The organism is Kitasatospora sp. NPDC008050, from assembly GCF_042957465.1.
Classification (GTDB): Bacteria; Actinomycetota; Actinomycetes; order Streptomycetales; family Streptomycetaceae; genus Kitasatospora.
Genome location: NZ_JBIBIJ010000010.1, coordinates 286,845 through 301,372 on the forward strand (window position 1 = coordinate 286,845; position 14,528 = coordinate 301,372).

Annotated in this window: 10 protein-coding genes; 2 read left to right on the top strand and 8 right to left on the bottom strand. The window is 73.3% G+C overall.

Features of this window, described 5'->3' with window-relative positions:
- Window positions 1–7 precede the first annotated feature (7 nt).
- From ACFZB9_RS21775 to ACFZB9_RS21810, 8 genes are read right to left on the bottom strand one after another with little or no spacing between them, the layout of a single operon-like run.
- Window positions 8–1,021, bottom strand: coding sequence for a beta-ketoacyl-ACP synthase III (locus ACFZB9_RS21775; protein WP_391449471.1), 1,014 nt, complete (start codon window positions 1,019–1,021; stop codon window positions 8–10).
- A complete protein-coding gene (locus ACFZB9_RS21780; protein WP_391449473.1) occupies window positions 1,018–2,001 on the bottom strand; it encodes a VlmB-like protein in 984 nt (327 codons plus the stop codon). The genes ACFZB9_RS21775 and ACFZB9_RS21780 overlap by 4 nt, the downstream gene beginning before the upstream one ends.
- Entirely contained in the window at window positions 1,998–2,705 is a 708-nt protein-coding gene (locus ACFZB9_RS21785) for a flavin reductase family protein (RefSeq protein ID WP_391449475.1), read from the bottom strand. Before ACFZB9_RS21785 ends, ACFZB9_RS21780 begins: the two co-directional genes overlap by 4 nt.
- Complete coding sequence (locus ACFZB9_RS21790; RefSeq protein WP_391449531.1) at window positions 2,702–3,289, bottom strand: hypothetical protein; 588 nt, start codon at window positions 3,287–3,289, stop codon at window positions 2,702–2,704. The genes ACFZB9_RS21785 and ACFZB9_RS21790 overlap by 4 nt, the downstream gene beginning before the upstream one ends.
- A 25-nt stretch (window positions 3,290–3,314) precedes the next feature.
- The gene (locus ACFZB9_RS21795; RefSeq protein WP_391449477.1) at window positions 3,315–3,797 is read right to left on the bottom strand and encodes a type II toxin-antitoxin system RatA family toxin; all 483 of its coding nucleotides are present in this window, start codon (window positions 3,795–3,797) and stop codon (window positions 3,315–3,317) included.
- Window positions 3,784–5,136 (bottom strand): aspartate aminotransferase family protein, encoded by a 1,353-nt coding sequence (locus ACFZB9_RS21800; protein ID WP_391449479.1) that lies wholly within the window; start codon window positions 5,134–5,136, stop codon window positions 3,784–3,786. The genes ACFZB9_RS21795 and ACFZB9_RS21800 overlap by 14 nt, the downstream gene beginning before the upstream one ends.
- A 49-nt stretch (window positions 5,137–5,185) precedes the next feature.
- Window positions 5,186–6,322: an acyl-CoA dehydrogenase family protein gene (locus tag ACFZB9_RS21805; protein ID WP_391449481.1), complete on the bottom strand. Its 1,137-nt coding sequence runs from the start codon at window positions 6,320–6,322 to the stop codon at window positions 5,186–5,188.
- A 47-nt stretch (window positions 6,323–6,369) separates the two neighbouring features.
- A complete protein-coding gene (locus ACFZB9_RS21810) occupies window positions 6,370–8,040 on the bottom strand; it encodes an aldehyde dehydrogenase family protein (RefSeq protein WP_391449533.1) in 1,671 nt (556 codons plus the stop codon).
- A gap of 255 nt (window positions 8,041–8,295) precedes the next feature.
- On the opposite strand from ACFZB9_RS21810, the gene ACFZB9_RS21815 reads away from it, so the two are divergent.
- Both ACFZB9_RS21815 and ACFZB9_RS21820 read left to right on the top strand, forming a co-directional pair.
- Window positions 8,296–8,643, top strand: a complete 348-nt coding sequence (locus ACFZB9_RS21815) for an acyl carrier protein (RefSeq protein ID WP_391449483.1) — start codon at window positions 8,296–8,298, stop codon at window positions 8,641–8,643.
- 130 nt (window positions 8,644–8,773) lie between these two features.
- Window positions 8,774–14,512 (top strand): SDR family oxidoreductase, encoded by a 5,739-nt coding sequence (locus ACFZB9_RS21820; RefSeq protein WP_391449485.1) that lies wholly within the window; start codon window positions 8,774–8,776, stop codon window positions 14,510–14,512.
- Window positions 14,513–14,528: the final 16 nt, after the last annotated feature.

Consider the following 14,528-nt stretch of genomic DNA (forward strand, 5'->3'; position numbering starts at 1 on the left):
GGTGGAATCAGGTGGAGGCGACCTCGGGCCAGACGAGGGTGGTCGCGCCCCAGGAGAGCCCGCCGCCGAAGGCGGTGAGCAGGACCTTGTGGCCGGGCTGGAGCCCGCCGTCGGCAGCGGCCTCGGCGAGCAGCACGGGGATCGAGGCGGCGCCGGTGTTGCCGACGTGTCCGATGTTGCTCAGCCGCCGGTCCTCGGGGATCCCCAGCCGGTCGGCGACCGAGCCGAGGATCCGGGCGTTGGCCTGGTGGGCCACGAAGCGGTCGACCTCGTCCAGCCGCCAGCCGGCCGCCTCGGCGGCCTCGGTGGAGACGCTGGTCATCCGCTCGACCGCGTGGCGGTAGGTCTCCCGGCCCACCATGCGGAAGTACTCGTCCCCGGGCTCGGCGGGCCGGCCTGCCGAGCGCTGCCGGGAGCCCCCGGCCGGCACCTCGATCAGGTGGCTCAACTCGCCGTCGCTGCCGAGGATGTGACGGCCGATCGCACCGGGCTCGGCGGCCTCGCCGGCCCGCAGCACGACGGCGCCGGCGCCGTCCGCGAAGATCACCGCGGTGGTGCGGTCCTCGGGGTTGATGATCGTGGTGAAGGCGTCCGCCGCGATCAGCAGCACCCGCTCGGCGATGCCCGCGGCGATCAGCCCCTCGGCGCTGGCGAGCCCGAACAGGAAGCCGGAGCAGACCGCGGCCACGTCGAAGGCGGGCACGTGGCCCAGGCCCAGGCGGGCCGCGACCTGCGGCGCGGTGGCCGGACAGGGCTGGTCCGGGGTGGTGGTGGCCAGCACCACGGCGTCCACCCGGTCGTCGCCCGCCGACTTCAGCGCCCGCCAGCCCGCCTCCACCGCGAGATCGGAGGTGGCGGTGCCGGGCGAGACCATGTGCCGGCTGGCGATGCCGGTGCGGCTGCGGATCCAGTCGTCGGAGGTGTCCAGCCGGCGCGACAGGTCCTCGTTGGTGACCACCTGGGGCGGCAGGTAGGCGCCGAGCCCGGTGAGTACCGCGGCGGGGCCACGGTGGGGGCTCACCGGTCGGCCGCCGGGGAGGCGAGGACTTCGACCGGCAGGCCCATGTAGGCCATCCGGGCCTCGGCCATCTCGTCGGTCCACCGCTCGGCCATGTCGTAGCGCTGGTCCGGGGTGGTGTCCAGCAGCCGCACGCCGGGCCACACCTCGTAGTCGCCGATCAGGTCCGCGTGCTGCACCATGCCCTTCTGGAACAGCTCCTCGCGGTGGATCACGAACTCCCGGTCGGGCACCTCGTCCCAGAGCTTGACGCCGGCCCGCAGGATCTCCAGCAGCCGGGGGCGGTACTCGGGGTGGCGGGCGACGTGGTCGCGCAGGATGGTGCTGGCCACGGTGAGGTGGCGGATCTCGTCAATCGCGGTGCCGCGGGAGATCTCCCCGGTGGCGGGCGACAGCGGGGTCCACTTGCGCTCGCTCAGCTCGGCCGCGGGGGCCAGCACGCCCTCGATGACGATGGCGAACACCGCGACGCCGCCGGGGAAGTCGGCCTTGTCCCGGACGATGTCGAGGGTGAAGTCGACGACCGGCTCCAGCACCCGGGCCCGGTAGTCGGCGGCCATCTCGTCGATGTCGCGCAGCAGCGTCGCGGCCGGCTGCCCGAGCTCCACCAGGTGGTTGCGGAACACCCGGGCGTGCCGCGCCTCGTCGATCAACTGTGTGGCGTAGAACTCCAGTTCCGGCACGCCGGGGGCGATGGCCACGTAGTGGCCGAGCAGCCGGGTGGCGATCTCCTCGGAGAGGCCCCGGAAGCCGAACTCCAGCACCAGCGCGTCGCGCAGCGGGCCGGGCTCCTTGAGGAAGTCCGGCACCACCGCGTCCCGGTGGTGACCGGTCTCGCCGCGGTCGCGGAGCGTGCCCTGCGCCACCGAGGTGAACCAGTAGGCGAGGTTGCACTCCTCGGGGCCGAGGGTGAGTTCCTTCGCGCCGTCGAGCAGGCCGGGAGCCGTGTCCCAGCCGGCCTCGGGCGCCACAGGGTGGTTCATGATGTCGATGTCTCCTTCGATGTCGGGACGGGCGAGGCGGGGGCGGGCGAGGCGTGGGTGGACAAGGCGGGGGCGGACAGGGCAGGGGCGGACAGGGCAGGGGCGGACAGGGCAGGAGCGTGCGAGCCGGGCACCGGTGGGGCGGGCACCGGCCGCAGGAAACCGGCGAACAGGCCGCCGGAGTAGCTCAGCAGCGGCGAGTCCTCCACGGCGGTGGCGTGCACCACCTGGCCGAGCAGCACCAGGCTGTCGCCCAGCGGGAGGGTGCCGTGCACCCGGCAGACGTAGTGGGCCAGCGCGCCGTCGAGCAGCGGGGCGCCCGCGTAGGGGGCGGGCGACCACGGCACGCCGGCGAACTGCCCGAGACCGTCCGGGCGCCGGCCGGCGAACCGCTGGGCCAGCTCGGCCTGCTGGGCTCCGAGCACGTTGACCGCGAACCGGCCCTCCTCCTTCGCCAGTTGGGCGAAGGAGGAGCCGACCCGCAGGCACACCCCGAGCAGCAGCGGGTCCTTGGAGATCAGGGTGACCGTGCTGGCGGTGGTCCCGTGCAGGTGGCCGTCCCGGTTGACGGTGAGCACCGACACCGGGGAGGCCAGGTGGTACAGGGCCCGGCGCCGCTCGGCCGGGTCCTGCCGGGCCGGACGCCGGACGACCGGCGCGGGGCCGCCCACGGGTTCGGCAACGCTGACGGCCGCGGCGCTCATCGCACCGGTTCCCGTTCTGCTGCCGATCGGGTGACGGCCGCCGGTGCGCCGACCGGCTGCGGACGCCGGGTGGCGGCCGCCGCCTTGGCGGGGACGTGCCCCACCGGCACCGGGTCACCGGTGTGCCCCACCGGCTTGGGGTGCGCCAGCCCGAGGTCGTCCAGCAGCCGCAGGTAGCCGCTCTGGCGCACCGGTTCGAAGGGGAGCGCGAAGGACTTCATGAAGTTGCCGAACAGGCCCCGGTCACCGAAGAGGTGGAAGGGCAGCACCAGCAGCGCCCACTCCGGCTTCACCAGCAGGCACCACAGCGCGGCGACCGCGCCCTGCGTGATGAGGCTGTGCATCACGTTGTAGGCCACGTAGTAGCCCTTGTGGATGGGCCGCCCGCCGCTGCGCTTGAAGGCGATGGCGCCCGGGATGTAGCCGATCAGGTCGATGTACAGGAACAGCGCGACCGCGGGCAGCCAGCGCACCTGGTCGAGGTGGGCGATCAGCAGGCCGGTGGTGACGGCGAAGGCGACCAGGTACTCCGCGCGGTGCAGGGAGTAGGTCTTCGGCGTCTCGAAGGGATTTGCCTGATCCATCATCAGCTCCAGGAGAGGCGGGCGGCTACACGGCGGCAGCGGCGGGAGTGGTCAGTTCGATGCCCCCGACCACCTCGGTGTCCGGGTAGAGCCCGGTCAGCGCCCAGGCCACGGTCTCCTTGATGACCCGCTCGGCGATCGGGTCGAGGATCCCCTCCAGGCTCGGGATGCCGAAGTCGAAGTCGGCCTCGAAGGTCACCCGCACGCCGTCGCCCTCCTGGGCCAGCGACCAGACGCCGGTGAAGCTGTCGAAGTCGCCGTCGGTCTGCTCGAAGCGGATCTGGTTGCCCGCCAGGTCGAAGACGTCGTCCTCGGTCCAGCGCAGCAGGCCGCTGCGGAAGTGCAGCTCCCAGCTGGAGGAGCCGACCGGCTCCGGCAGCGTCGCGTGCACCGTGGTCGCCTTCACGTGCGGGGCGAGCGTGGGGTACTTCTCCCAGCGGCGCACGGCGTCGAGGACCACCGCGGCCTCCTGCCCGGGGACAAGGGCGATCAGTTCAACGTGCCGCACTTTTGGTACCGCCTTCCGGCATAGTGGCCGCGCCCTTCACCAGGTCGCGCGTGGCCAGATCGAAGGAGTTGAGCAGGAACGCCACGTCGGTGGCGGTGAGCACGGCGGGCGGCGTGAACCGCACCACCGAGCTGCCGTTCATGGAGTGGTTGGCCACCACGCCGTGGTTGAAGAGCTCGATCAGCAACTCGCCGGCCAGGCCCGCCTCGATGAGCTCCAGGCCGATCAGCGTGCCCTGGCCGCGCACGTCCACGACCAGGTCGGGGATGTTGCGGTGGGCGATCTCGGCGATCTTCGGCAGCAGTTCGGCGCCGAGCCTGGCGGACTTGGCGACCAGGTCCTCCTCGTGCATGGCCCGGATCGCGCCCTGCACGGCCGCCATCAGCACCGGCTGGCCGGAGAAGGTGGCGGTGTGGACGTAGGGGTCCTTGTCGAAGGGCCGGAAGGCCTTGCGGGTGGCGACGGCGGCCGAGACCGGCAGCACCCCGCCGCCCAGCGCCTTGCCGGTCAGCAGCACGTCGGGGACCACGCCCGCGGCGTCCGCGCCCCACCAGGTGCCGAGCCGGCCGAAGCCGGTCTGCACCTCGTCCAGGATCAGGAACCCGCCGTACTGGCGGACCAGTTCCTCCACCTTCTTCAGGTAGCCGGCGGGCGGGATGATGACCCCGCCCTCGCCCTGGACCGGCTCCAGGATCACGCAGACCTCACCCGGGTGGGCGGCGAGCTCGGCCTCCAGCGCGTCGGCGTCCCCGAACGGCAGGTGCAGGAAGTCCGGCACCAGCGGGCGGAACGGGGCCTGGTAGACCTCCTTGGCGGTGGCGGACAGCGCGCCCATCGTCTTGCCGTGGTAGCCGCCCTTCATCGAGACGGTGCGGCGGAACCCGCCGGCGCGGGCCAGCTTGAGGCCGGTCTCCACCGCCTCGGCGCCGGAGAGCGCGAAGTGCACCCGGTCCAGGCCCGGCGGCATGACCGAGACCAGCGCCTCCGCCGCCTGGGCCACGGTGGGCTCCAGCAGGATGCGGGTGGCGGTGGGGTGGGTGCGCAGCTGGCGCTCCACCTCCTCCATCACGATCGGGTGGCGGGCGCCCATGATGAACACGCCGTAGCCACCGGCGTTCAGGAAGCGCTCGCCGTCGCTGGTGGTGAGCCAGGCGCCCTCGGACGCCGTCTCCATGTGGCTGCCGAAGAGCTCGGCGAGGGTGGCCCTGCCCTTGCTCAGGTGGGCCCGGTACAGCCCGAGGATCCTCTCCTCGCTGTCGGCTGGGGCAGCGGCCGAGGCGGCGGCCCGGTCGGACTCCTGCAAAACGGTGGTCACGGGGTACTCACTCCAAGGAAGCATGGGGGTGGTCGGATCGACGGGTCCGGGTCGAGTGCGGGGCGGGCTCCGGTCAGGCCAGCACCAGGGCCTCGCCGCGGAAGTAGCGCAGCAGCGGCTCGCTGGCGGCGGCCCGGGCCGGCGGGTGGAAGGCGAGCGCCTGGACGGCCGCCGCGGCCGCGGTGTGGTTGTTCGAGCGGATGAAGTCCAGCCCGCCCAGCAGCTCCAGGGCCCGCGCGGCGATCCGGGGCAGCATCTGCTGCACCGAGTACCGGGCGACCAGGCTGCGCGCCACCGCGTCGTCGTCGGGGAGTGGGCCGATGCCGCGGGCCGCGCTCTCCAGCAGGGTGAGGGCCGCCTCCAGCTCGATGGCGAGGTCGGTCCGCTCCGGCACGCCGCCGCGCTCGCGCTTGATCACCTGCTCGACCAGGGCGGCGGCCGCACCGGCGTAGCCGGCGCTGATCAGCGTCTCGAACCAGACGAAGCCGGCCGTCTGCAGGTCGTCCAGCCGGCGCGGGTCGTCGGCGCCGGCCCGCACCACCATCTCCTCGGGGACGTACACGTCCGCCAGCCGCACCTCGTCGCTCTCGGCGCCGGCCAGCAGCTCGTTGCCCCAGAAGCGGTGCACGCTCAGACCCGGCGCCGAGGCCGGCACCAGGGCCAGCGCCAGCTCGGCGGGGCCGTCCTCGTGGTAGACCGCGATGCTGGCGGTCAGCAGGCTCATCGAGGCCGACAGGCTGCACGGCTTCTTCGAACCCGACAGCAGGTAGCCACCCTGGACCGGCCGCGCGGTGACCGCCGGGGTGAGGATGTTCGCCTGGGTCCGGCCCTCGGCCCAGCCCGAGGCCAGCAGTTGCTGGTCCTGGACGACCCGGCGCAGCAGGTTCAGCTGGGCGTCGGTGAGCCGGTCGGAGCGGCCGGCCAGCGAGTAGAGCATGGCGACGGTGAAGTGGTGCATGGTCACCGCGGCGGCCAGCGAGGGCGAGATCGCGCCCAGCGCCTGCTGGACCAGCAGCGCGTCCAGGGGGTCCGCGCCGTGCCCGCCGTACTCGGTGGGCACCAGCAGGCCGACTCCGCCGTAGACCCGGAACAGGTCGATCACCGGGCTGCCGGGCTTCTCCCGCTCGGCGAACGGGATGTTCTCCAACTCCTTGAGCAGGCCCGGGTGGTACCGCTCACAGACGGCCCGGGCGGCGTCGAGGGAACGCAACGGAATACCTCCGATCGATCGTGAACTGGACAACTGGACAGGCGTGTTCAGTCGCCGAAGACCGCCCGGTAGGGGCTCACGCCGCGCGCGATGCTGACGCCCTGGACGTGCGAGGTCTTGAGCATGGGGTAGTTCGCCTCACCGAAGGCGCCACCGGTGCGACCGGTCCCGCCGTGGCTCGGCAGGTAGGGCAGGAACCCGATGTGCGAGTCGTTGACCTTCAGCAGACCGCCGTTGACCACCCGGCGCACGAAGGTGTCGATCACCTCGTCCGAGCCGGCCCAGAGCGAGTTGCGCAGGCCGTAGTCGTTGCTGTTGACGAAGCCGAGGAAGGCCTCCAGCAGCGCGTCGTCGTCATCGGCCTCGGGCACGATGATCGGGATCAGCGGGAAGAACGTCTCCTCGCGCACCACGTCGTAGCTGCGGGCGTCCTTGAGGCCGGAGACCTTCACCACGGTCGGCTGCAGGAAGACGCCGGTGTCCGACACCGTGCCGTCCACCTCCATCCGGTTGCCGCCGGTGAGCAGTTCCGCGCCGTTGCCCAGCGCCTGGCGCAGCAGGCGGAAGAAGCGCTCGCTGCGGCGGACCGGGGAGAGCAGCACGTCCTCCTGCTCGGGCAGGCCCGGCTTGATGCCCTTGACCTGCTCGCAGACCTCGGCGATCAGCGCGTCGGCGACCGCGGGGTGGACCAGCACGTAGTTCGGCACCATGCAGATCTGGCCCGAGCCGTAGAAGGACTCGGTGATGGCCTCGGCCGCGTACTTCACGTCGGCGTCGGACCACACCACGATGCCGTCGTTGCCGGCCAGCTCCAGGATCGGCTTCTTGCCGTTGGCCACGCAGTCCTGTTCGAACTTCAGGCCCTCCTGGCTGCCGCCGATGTAGAAGATGTCGTCGATCAGCGGGTCGGCCACCCAACGGTCCATCGTCTGCTTGGGGTTGGAGCAGATCGCGTTGAGCACGCCGGGCGGCGCCTGGAGCTCCTCCAGCAACGGGGCGACGACGTCGCGCAGCAGCCACATGGTGCTCAGCGCGATGCTGCGCGGGGCACGCACCACGACCGCGTTGCCGGCCATCATCGCGAGGACGGAGAGCGCGGCGCTGGGCAGCGGCGCGTTCTGCGGCGGGTTGAAGCCGACCACGCCGTCGGGCTGGCGGTGCAGGATCAGCTTGCGGTCGCCGTACTCCTTCTCGACCCGCATCTGCTTGGTGTACCAGCGCAGGCTGCCGGGGGCGTAGATCTGCAGCAGGCAGCTGAGCTCCCAGCGGGCCAGCTTCACCGGGTGCGATTCGGCGACCAGCATCTCCAGGAACTCGTCCTGGCGGGCGATGAGTTCCTCACGGAACCGGGTGCCCAGCTTCATCCGGTGCTCCAGCGGGACCGCCGCCCACAGCGGGGCCGCGGCGGCGGCCGCCTGGGTGGCCCAGTCGATGGCCGCGTCGTTCGCGACGGCGCAGCGCCCGACCACGTAGGGGTGGAGGGCGACCTCGGACTCCGGGTCCTGCTCCAGGGTGCGCTTGAGGCTCACGCTGGTGAAGACGTCCTCCAGCAGGGAGCGGCCGCTGACGGTGTAGACCCAGCCGTCACCCGGGACATCCTGACCCCCGATAAGGAGGTCATAACTCTTCAGTTGCTTGACGGATTCGGCCCGGCCGGCCGTCCCGGTTGATCGGGAGTACGCCTCGGCGCTTCCCTCCTGTACAGTTCCGCGAAGCATCATCAGCCTTTCCGAGTGGGGTTCCGGAATAGTTCCGTCGCACGGTGGAACCGGGGCGCGGGTGCTTGGTGCAGATCCGGAGAACATGCTTTCGGGCGATTTGATGGTCGCAATCTCATCTGACTCGTTGCTGACGCCCTGCTGATCCTCGCCGGACCGGGCCCACCCGCCGACCGCAGCCCCAACAGGCCACTGACGTACGGAATTCGAACGCGTCAGCGATGCCTCAGCCCCGCGTCAGCCCCGGCGGCTTGGATGATCCGCACACCGGTCCGCCATTCGCTGTCCCTGGATTGGGGCTCTGCCATGAAAACCGAGAACTCAGCGCCGCTCGATCTGCGCGGGCTGTCGCCGCTGGAAATACGCGAGGAAGTCGAGACCGTCGTCCAGCAGATGTTCAGGGAATACCTGCTCATGTCCGAGCACGAGGACCTTCCCCAGGAGACCAGCTATTTCGACCTCGGCCTCACCTCATTGCGGCTGAGCGAGATCCGCGAGCGCCTGGAGTCCCGGCTCGGCCTCGCCATCAACGCGAACGTGCTGTTCAACGAGCCCACGGTCGAGCGCCTGGTCGGGCACCTCACCGATGCACTCGCCGGCTAGTGCCGCCCGGCCACTCGCCGGCCAGGACCCGGCCGGCCCCAGGACCCGCCCTGGCTCCACCCGCCTGCGCCGGTCGGGCCCAGGCCATGCCGCCCAGCACTGACCCCACATCCGAAAGGTAGGACCAGGCATGTCGCCTGTGGCAGCGAAGACCGATGTGACGCACCCGCAGCCGCCGGAACCGATCGCCATCGTCGGTGTCGGTCTGCGCTTCCCGGGCGGCAGCAACTCGCTCGACGAGTTCGAGGCTTTCCTGCGGGAGGGGCGCTCCGGCATCGGCCCGCTGCCGCAGGACCGCTGGGACGTAGCGGCGTTCACGCCCCAGGGCCCGGAGGACCGGGGCAAGATCCGCACCACCGGCGGCGGATTCCTGGACCACGTCGACCGCTTCGACGCCGCCTTCTTCAACATCTCGCCGAAGGAGGCCCAGTACATGGACCCCCAGCAGCGGATGCTGCTGGAGACGGCCTGGCAGGCGCTGGAGCACGCGGGCATCGACCCGACCCCGCTGCGCCGGGGCGACGGCGGGGTGTACGTCGGGGCCAGTTCGATCGACTACGCCCTGGAGCTGGACTCGCTGCCGTACACCGAGCTGGACGGCCACCTCGCCTCGGGCATCACCATGTTCCCGCTGTCCGGCCGGATCTCGTACTTCCTGGGCTGGCGCGGCCCCAGCATGAGCATCGACACGGCCTGCTCCTCCTCGCTGGTGGCGCTGCACCTGGCCGCCCAGGGCCTGCGCGCCGGCGAGTGCGAGATCGCGCTGTGCGGCGGCGTCAACGCCGTGCACCACCCGCGCATCCCGGTGATGTTCTCCAACGCGAACATGCTCGCGCCCGACGGCCAGTGCAAGACCTTCGACGAGTCCGCGGACGGCTACGCGCGCGCCGAGGGCTGCGGGGTGCTGGTCCTCAAGCGGCTGTCGGACGCCCTGCGGGACGGCAACGAGATCCACGCCGTGGTCCGCGGCACCGCGGTCGGCCAGGACGGCGACAGCGCCGGACTGACCGTGCCCAACGGCCCGGCCCAGGAGAAGGTGATCCGCGCCGCGCTCGCCGCCGCCCACCTGGAGCCCGCCGACATCCAGTACGTGGAGGCGCACGGCACCGGCACCCCGCTGGGCGACCCGATCGAGTTCGGCGCCATCGGCGACGCCTTCGCCGACTCGCACACCAGCGCCGACCCGCTGCTGGTCGGCTCGGTGAAGACCAACCTGGGCCACATGGAGCCCGCCTCCGGCCTGGTCGGCGTCATCAAGGCGCTGCTGCAGATCCGCTCGGCGACCATCTACCCGCACCTCAACCTGACCACCCCCTCCGGCCGCATCCCCTGGGACCTCTACCCGATCCGGGTCCCCACCGCGTGCGAGCCGTGGCCGGCCCCGGTGCGGCGCGCCGTCGTCAACAGCTTCGGCTTCGCCGGCACGATCGGCGCCGTCGTCCTGGAGCAGGCCCCGCAGCCGGCCGCGCCCGAGCAGGAGCCGCGGGGTGAGCAGGCGAAGTCGCCCGCCGCTGGCTTCTTCACGCTCTCCGCCAAGAGCGCCGCCGCGCTGCGCGACCAGGCCGGCGCCTACCGGCTGCTGCTCGCCGAGCGCCCGGAGGTGGCGATCGACGCGCTCTGCCGCACCGGCCACACCGCCCGCACCCACTTCCCCTACCGGGTGGCCGGCATCGTCGGTGACCACGCCACCCTGGACAAGCTGCTGGAGCGCGCGCAGAACACCGAGCACGAGGGGCCGGCGGGCATCCGCAAGATCGCCTTCCTGTTCAGCGGCCAGGGTTCGCAGTACCCGGGCATGGGCGCCGCGCTCTACCGGCGCCACGCGCTCTTCCGCGAGCTGGTCGACCGGTGCGACGAGCTGTTCCAGCCCCATCTGGGCCGCTCGGTGCGCGAGTTGCTGCTGGGCACCGCCGCCGATCCGCAGGCGCTGAACCGCACCGAGCTGACCCAGCCGGCCCTGTTCACCCTGGAGTACGCGCTCGCCCAGCTCTGGATGGACTGGGGGGCCAAGCCGAGCGTGCTGATCGGCCACAGCATCGGCGAGGTCGTCGCCGCCGCGGTCTCCGGCGTCCTGGAGCTGCCCGACGCGGTGGCCCTGGTCGCCGCCCGCGCCCGGCTGATGCAGGCGGTCCGCGCCGAGGGCGGCATGCTGGCCGTCAACGCGCCGGCCGAGGAGGTCGAGCCGCTGCTCGCCGACCACCCCGACCTGGCCCTGGCCGCCGTCAACTCGCCCGAGCAGTGCGTCATCTCGGGCGCCGTGGCACCGCTCGATCAGGTCGCCGAGGTGCTGCGCGAGCGCGGCGTGCGGATCGACCGCCTGGCCGTCTCGCACGCCTTCCACTCCCCGCTGATGGCGGAGGTCTACGAGGACTTCCGCACCGCGCTGAAGGACATCACCTTCCACGAGCCCACCATCACCGTGGTCTCCAACCTCACCGGCAAGCCCGCGCGGTTCTCCGAGATCGGCACCCCCGAGTACTGGGTGCGGCACATCGGCGAGCCGGTGCGCTTCCTGGCCGGCATCCGGGCGGTGGCCAAGCGCGGCCGCCACGCGATGATCGAGGTCGGCCCCTCGGCGGCGCTGACCGCCCTCGCCCAGCGCTGCCTCGACCCGGCCGACCACCTGTGGCTGCCCAGCCTGCGGCGGCGCGACAAGGACGGCAACGCCCTGCTCGACGCGCTGTGCGCCTACTACACCGCCGGCCTGCCGCTCTCCTTCGAGCGGCTGCACGAGGGGACCCCGGCCCCCGCCCAGATCCCGCTGCCCACCTACGCCTTCCAGCGCAAGCGCTACTGGCTGCCCTCCCCCGGCCCGCGCCGCGCCACCGCCACCGGCGGCGCCGCCCACCACCCGCTGCTCGGCACCCGGGTGAGCCAGCAGGAGCCGTGCGACACCGTGGAGTTCAGCGCCGACCTGGTCGTCGAGGACCTCGGCGCACTGGCCGACCTGGCCACCGAGGACGGCCTGACGCTGCCCGCCGGCGCCTACCCGGACCTGCTGCTCGCGCTCCAGGACGCCGTGGAGGGCCACACCCGGGGCGCCGTCGAGGAGTTGCGGCTGCACGCACCGCTGGTGCTGGACGCCGAGAACCCCGTCACCGTGCGCCACCGGCTGCGGCGCGCCGCGGCCGGTGGCGCCGAGGTCGCGGTGGTCACCCTGGTCGACGGCGAGGAGCTCGTGCACGCCACCGCCCGGATCGCCCCCGCCGCTCCGCCCGCCGCCGCCTGGCCCGCGCCGGGCGACCTCGGCGCCACCGTGCTGCGGATCGACGAGGAGGACCTGCACACCGACCTCGCCTCCGTCGGCCACCCGCACGGACCGCGGATCCGCCACCTGCTGGAGGTCTGCCGGCACGAGAACGGCCTGCTCAGCGCGCGGGTGCGCGGCAAGGACAGCACCGCCGTCGAGCAGCTGCCCGCCGAGCTGCTGCACGCCGCCCTGCTCGCCGGCGTGGTCCTGCACCCCGAGGGCCCGGTGCTCGAACCGCGGGCGATCGGCGCCCTGACGCTGCACCGCAAGCCGCGCGGCGGCGAGCTGCTGGTCCTCGCCAAGGTCGGCACCGAGGCGGGCCGCCACACCGCGGACCTGCTGCTGCTGGAGGACGAGCGGCCGGTCGCCGAGCTGCGCGGGGTCGAGCTGGCGCGTCCCGAGGGCCGCGCGGGAGCACGCAGCTTCCTGCACCGGCCCCTCTGGGTGCGCCGGGCCCTGGCGCCCGCCGCGGGCGCGGCCGCCCGGCACATCGTCCTGGTCGACCGCGAGCGCCCGGCCACCGCGGCCGGTGCCATCGCCGCCGGGGCCGCCGCGGTGGACACCGCCGCCGCGCTGGAGGCCTTCCGGGCCGCCGCCGGCCCGGACGTCGCGGTGACCCCGTGCGCGGATGCGGCCGCCCTGGCCGAGGCGCTGCGCGAACCGGGCGTCACCGACGTCTGCTGGGTCTGGCGCCCCCAGGACGCCACCGCGCCCTCCCTCGCGCGGCTGCGCGCCGAGTGCGAGGCCAACTACCGCGAACTGCTCGCCCTGCCGGCCGCCCTGGCCGCTGCCGCCTCCCGCCGCCCACCGCGGCTGTGGCTGGTCACCGAGGGGGCCCAGTGGCTGCCCGGCGATCCGCAGGGCACCGGCGGGCACCTGGCCGCCGCCACCCTGTGGGGCTTCGGCCGGGTGCTGCTCAGCGAGTACCCGCAGTACCGGGTGACGCTGGTGGACCTGGACCCGGCCGACTCGCTCGCGCCGCTGGCCGCCGAGCTGACCGCGCAGCCGGCCGGCGAACACCAGGTGGCGCTGCGCGCCGGGCGGCGCTACGTGCGCCGGCTGGTCGCCGGCGACACCGCCGCCCCCGCCTCGGGCGATTTCGAGCTGCGTGCCCCGGCCAGTGGCGACCTGTCCGACCTGGCGCTCGAAGCGGCCGTCGACGAGGCCCCCACCGGCGACCAGGTCCGGGTCGAGGTCACCGCCGTCGCCCTGACGGCCGAGGACGCCGCGGTGGCGTTCGACGCCTCCCGGGCCGAGAGCGGCGAGCGCGGGCCGGTGCTCGGCTCGCTCGCCCGCGGCATCGTGCGGGCCGCGGGCCCGCAGGCGGCCCACGCCCCGGGCACCGAGGTCCTGGTGCGCTGGGACGGCGCGTTCCGCAGCACCCTGCTGGTGCCCTCCGCCGCCGTCGAGCCGGCCGCCGCCCAGGGCGGGGCCGGAACCTACCTGGGCGAGGAGACCGGCGAGGCGCTGCGCGCCGCTGCCCGCGGCGAGAGGGCCTGGGTGGACCTCACCGGCCTGCGTCCGGCAGCCGCCGGGGCCGCCGCCACCGTCCGGCCGGACCGCGGCTACCTGGTCACCGGTGGCCTCGGCGGCCTCGGCCTGGTCACCGCCGCGAAGCTGGTCGACCTGGGCGCCCGGCACCTGACCCTGGTCAGCCGCAGCGGGCGCGCCACCGAGGAGGCCGCCCGGCTGCTGGCCGAGCTCTCCGAGCGGGCCGAGGTCGAGGTGGTGCGGGCCGATGTGAGCCGTCCCGAGGACGTCGAGCGGCTGGCCGGCCTGCTGCACACGGCCGCCCGCCCGCTGGGCGGGATCGTGCACGCGGCCGGTTCCTTCGACAAGACCCTGATCGCGGACCTGACCTGGGAGGCGATCGACGACCAGCTGGCCGCCAAGGCCTACGGCGGCTGGCTGCTGCACGAGGCCGCGGCGTCCTTCCCGGAGCTGGAGTTCTTCGTCTCCTACTCCTCCATCGCCGCCGTCCTGGGCGGCGCCACCCAGGGCCACTACGCCGCCGCCGGCGCCGCGTTGGACAGCCTCGCCGAGTGGCGCACCCGGCAGGGCCTGCCCGGTCTGTCCGTCAACTGGGCGGCCTGGGCGCGGGTCGGCATGTCGGCCCGGCTGGAGGAGCACCTGATCGCCGAGATCGAGCGCAGCGGCGTGCGGTTCTTCTCCCCCACCCGGGCCCTGGCCACCCTGGCCCGGCTCTGGGACGGCCCGCGCACCCAGCGGCTGGTCGGCGAGTTCGACTGGGACCGCTATGTGGTCGGCGGGGTGGAGGACGCCTTCTACGACCGCCTGGCCCGCCAGGGCGAGGCCGCCGACGGCAGCTTCGAACCGCAGGCGCTGGCCGCCCTGCCCAAGCCCGAACGACTGGCGCTGATCGACCAGTTGGTGCGCGAGAAGGTCGCCGACGTGCTGCACATGGAGGGCGGCGACGAGCTCTCGCCGAACGCCGAGTTCCTCTCGCTGGGCCTGGACTCGCTGATGGCGCAGACCGTCAAGACCGGCCTGGAGGCCGCCTTCCGGCTCCCGCTGCCCGCCTCCCTGACGTACGACCACCCCACGGTGCGTCAGCTCAGCGCCTTCCTGGAGGAGCAGCTCGCCCCGGCCGGCGCCTGAGCCGGGCCGCCCGCAC

Bases quoted from the DNA above. Each gene is read 5' to 3' on its own strand.
- ACFZB9_RS21780 (WP_391449473.1), bottom strand. From the start codon at position 2,001: ATGAACCACCCTGTGGCGCCCGAGGCCGGCTGGGACACGGCTCCCGGC.
- ACFZB9_RS21785 (WP_391449475.1), bottom strand. From the start codon at position 2,705: ATGAGCGCCGCGGCCGTCAGCGTTGCCGAACCCGTGGGCGGCCCCGCG.
- ACFZB9_RS21790 (WP_391449531.1), bottom strand. From the start codon at position 3,289: ATGGATCAGGCAAATCCCTTCGAGACGCCGAAGACCTACTCCCTGCAC.
- ACFZB9_RS21800 (WP_391449479.1), bottom strand. From the start codon at position 5,136: ATGCTTCCTTGGAGTGAGTACCCCGTGACCACCGTTTTGCAGGAGTCC.
- ACFZB9_RS21810 (WP_391449533.1), bottom strand. From the start codon at position 8,040: ATGCTTCGCGGAACTGTACAGGAGGGAAGCGCCGAGGCGTACTCCCGA.
- ACFZB9_RS21815 (WP_391449483.1), top strand. From the start codon at position 8,296: ATGATCCGCACACCGGTCCGCCATTCGCTGTCCCTGGATTGGGGCTCT.
- ACFZB9_RS21820 (WP_391449485.1), top strand. From the start codon at position 8,774: ATGTCGCCTGTGGCAGCGAAGACCGATGTGACGCACCCGCAGCCGCCG.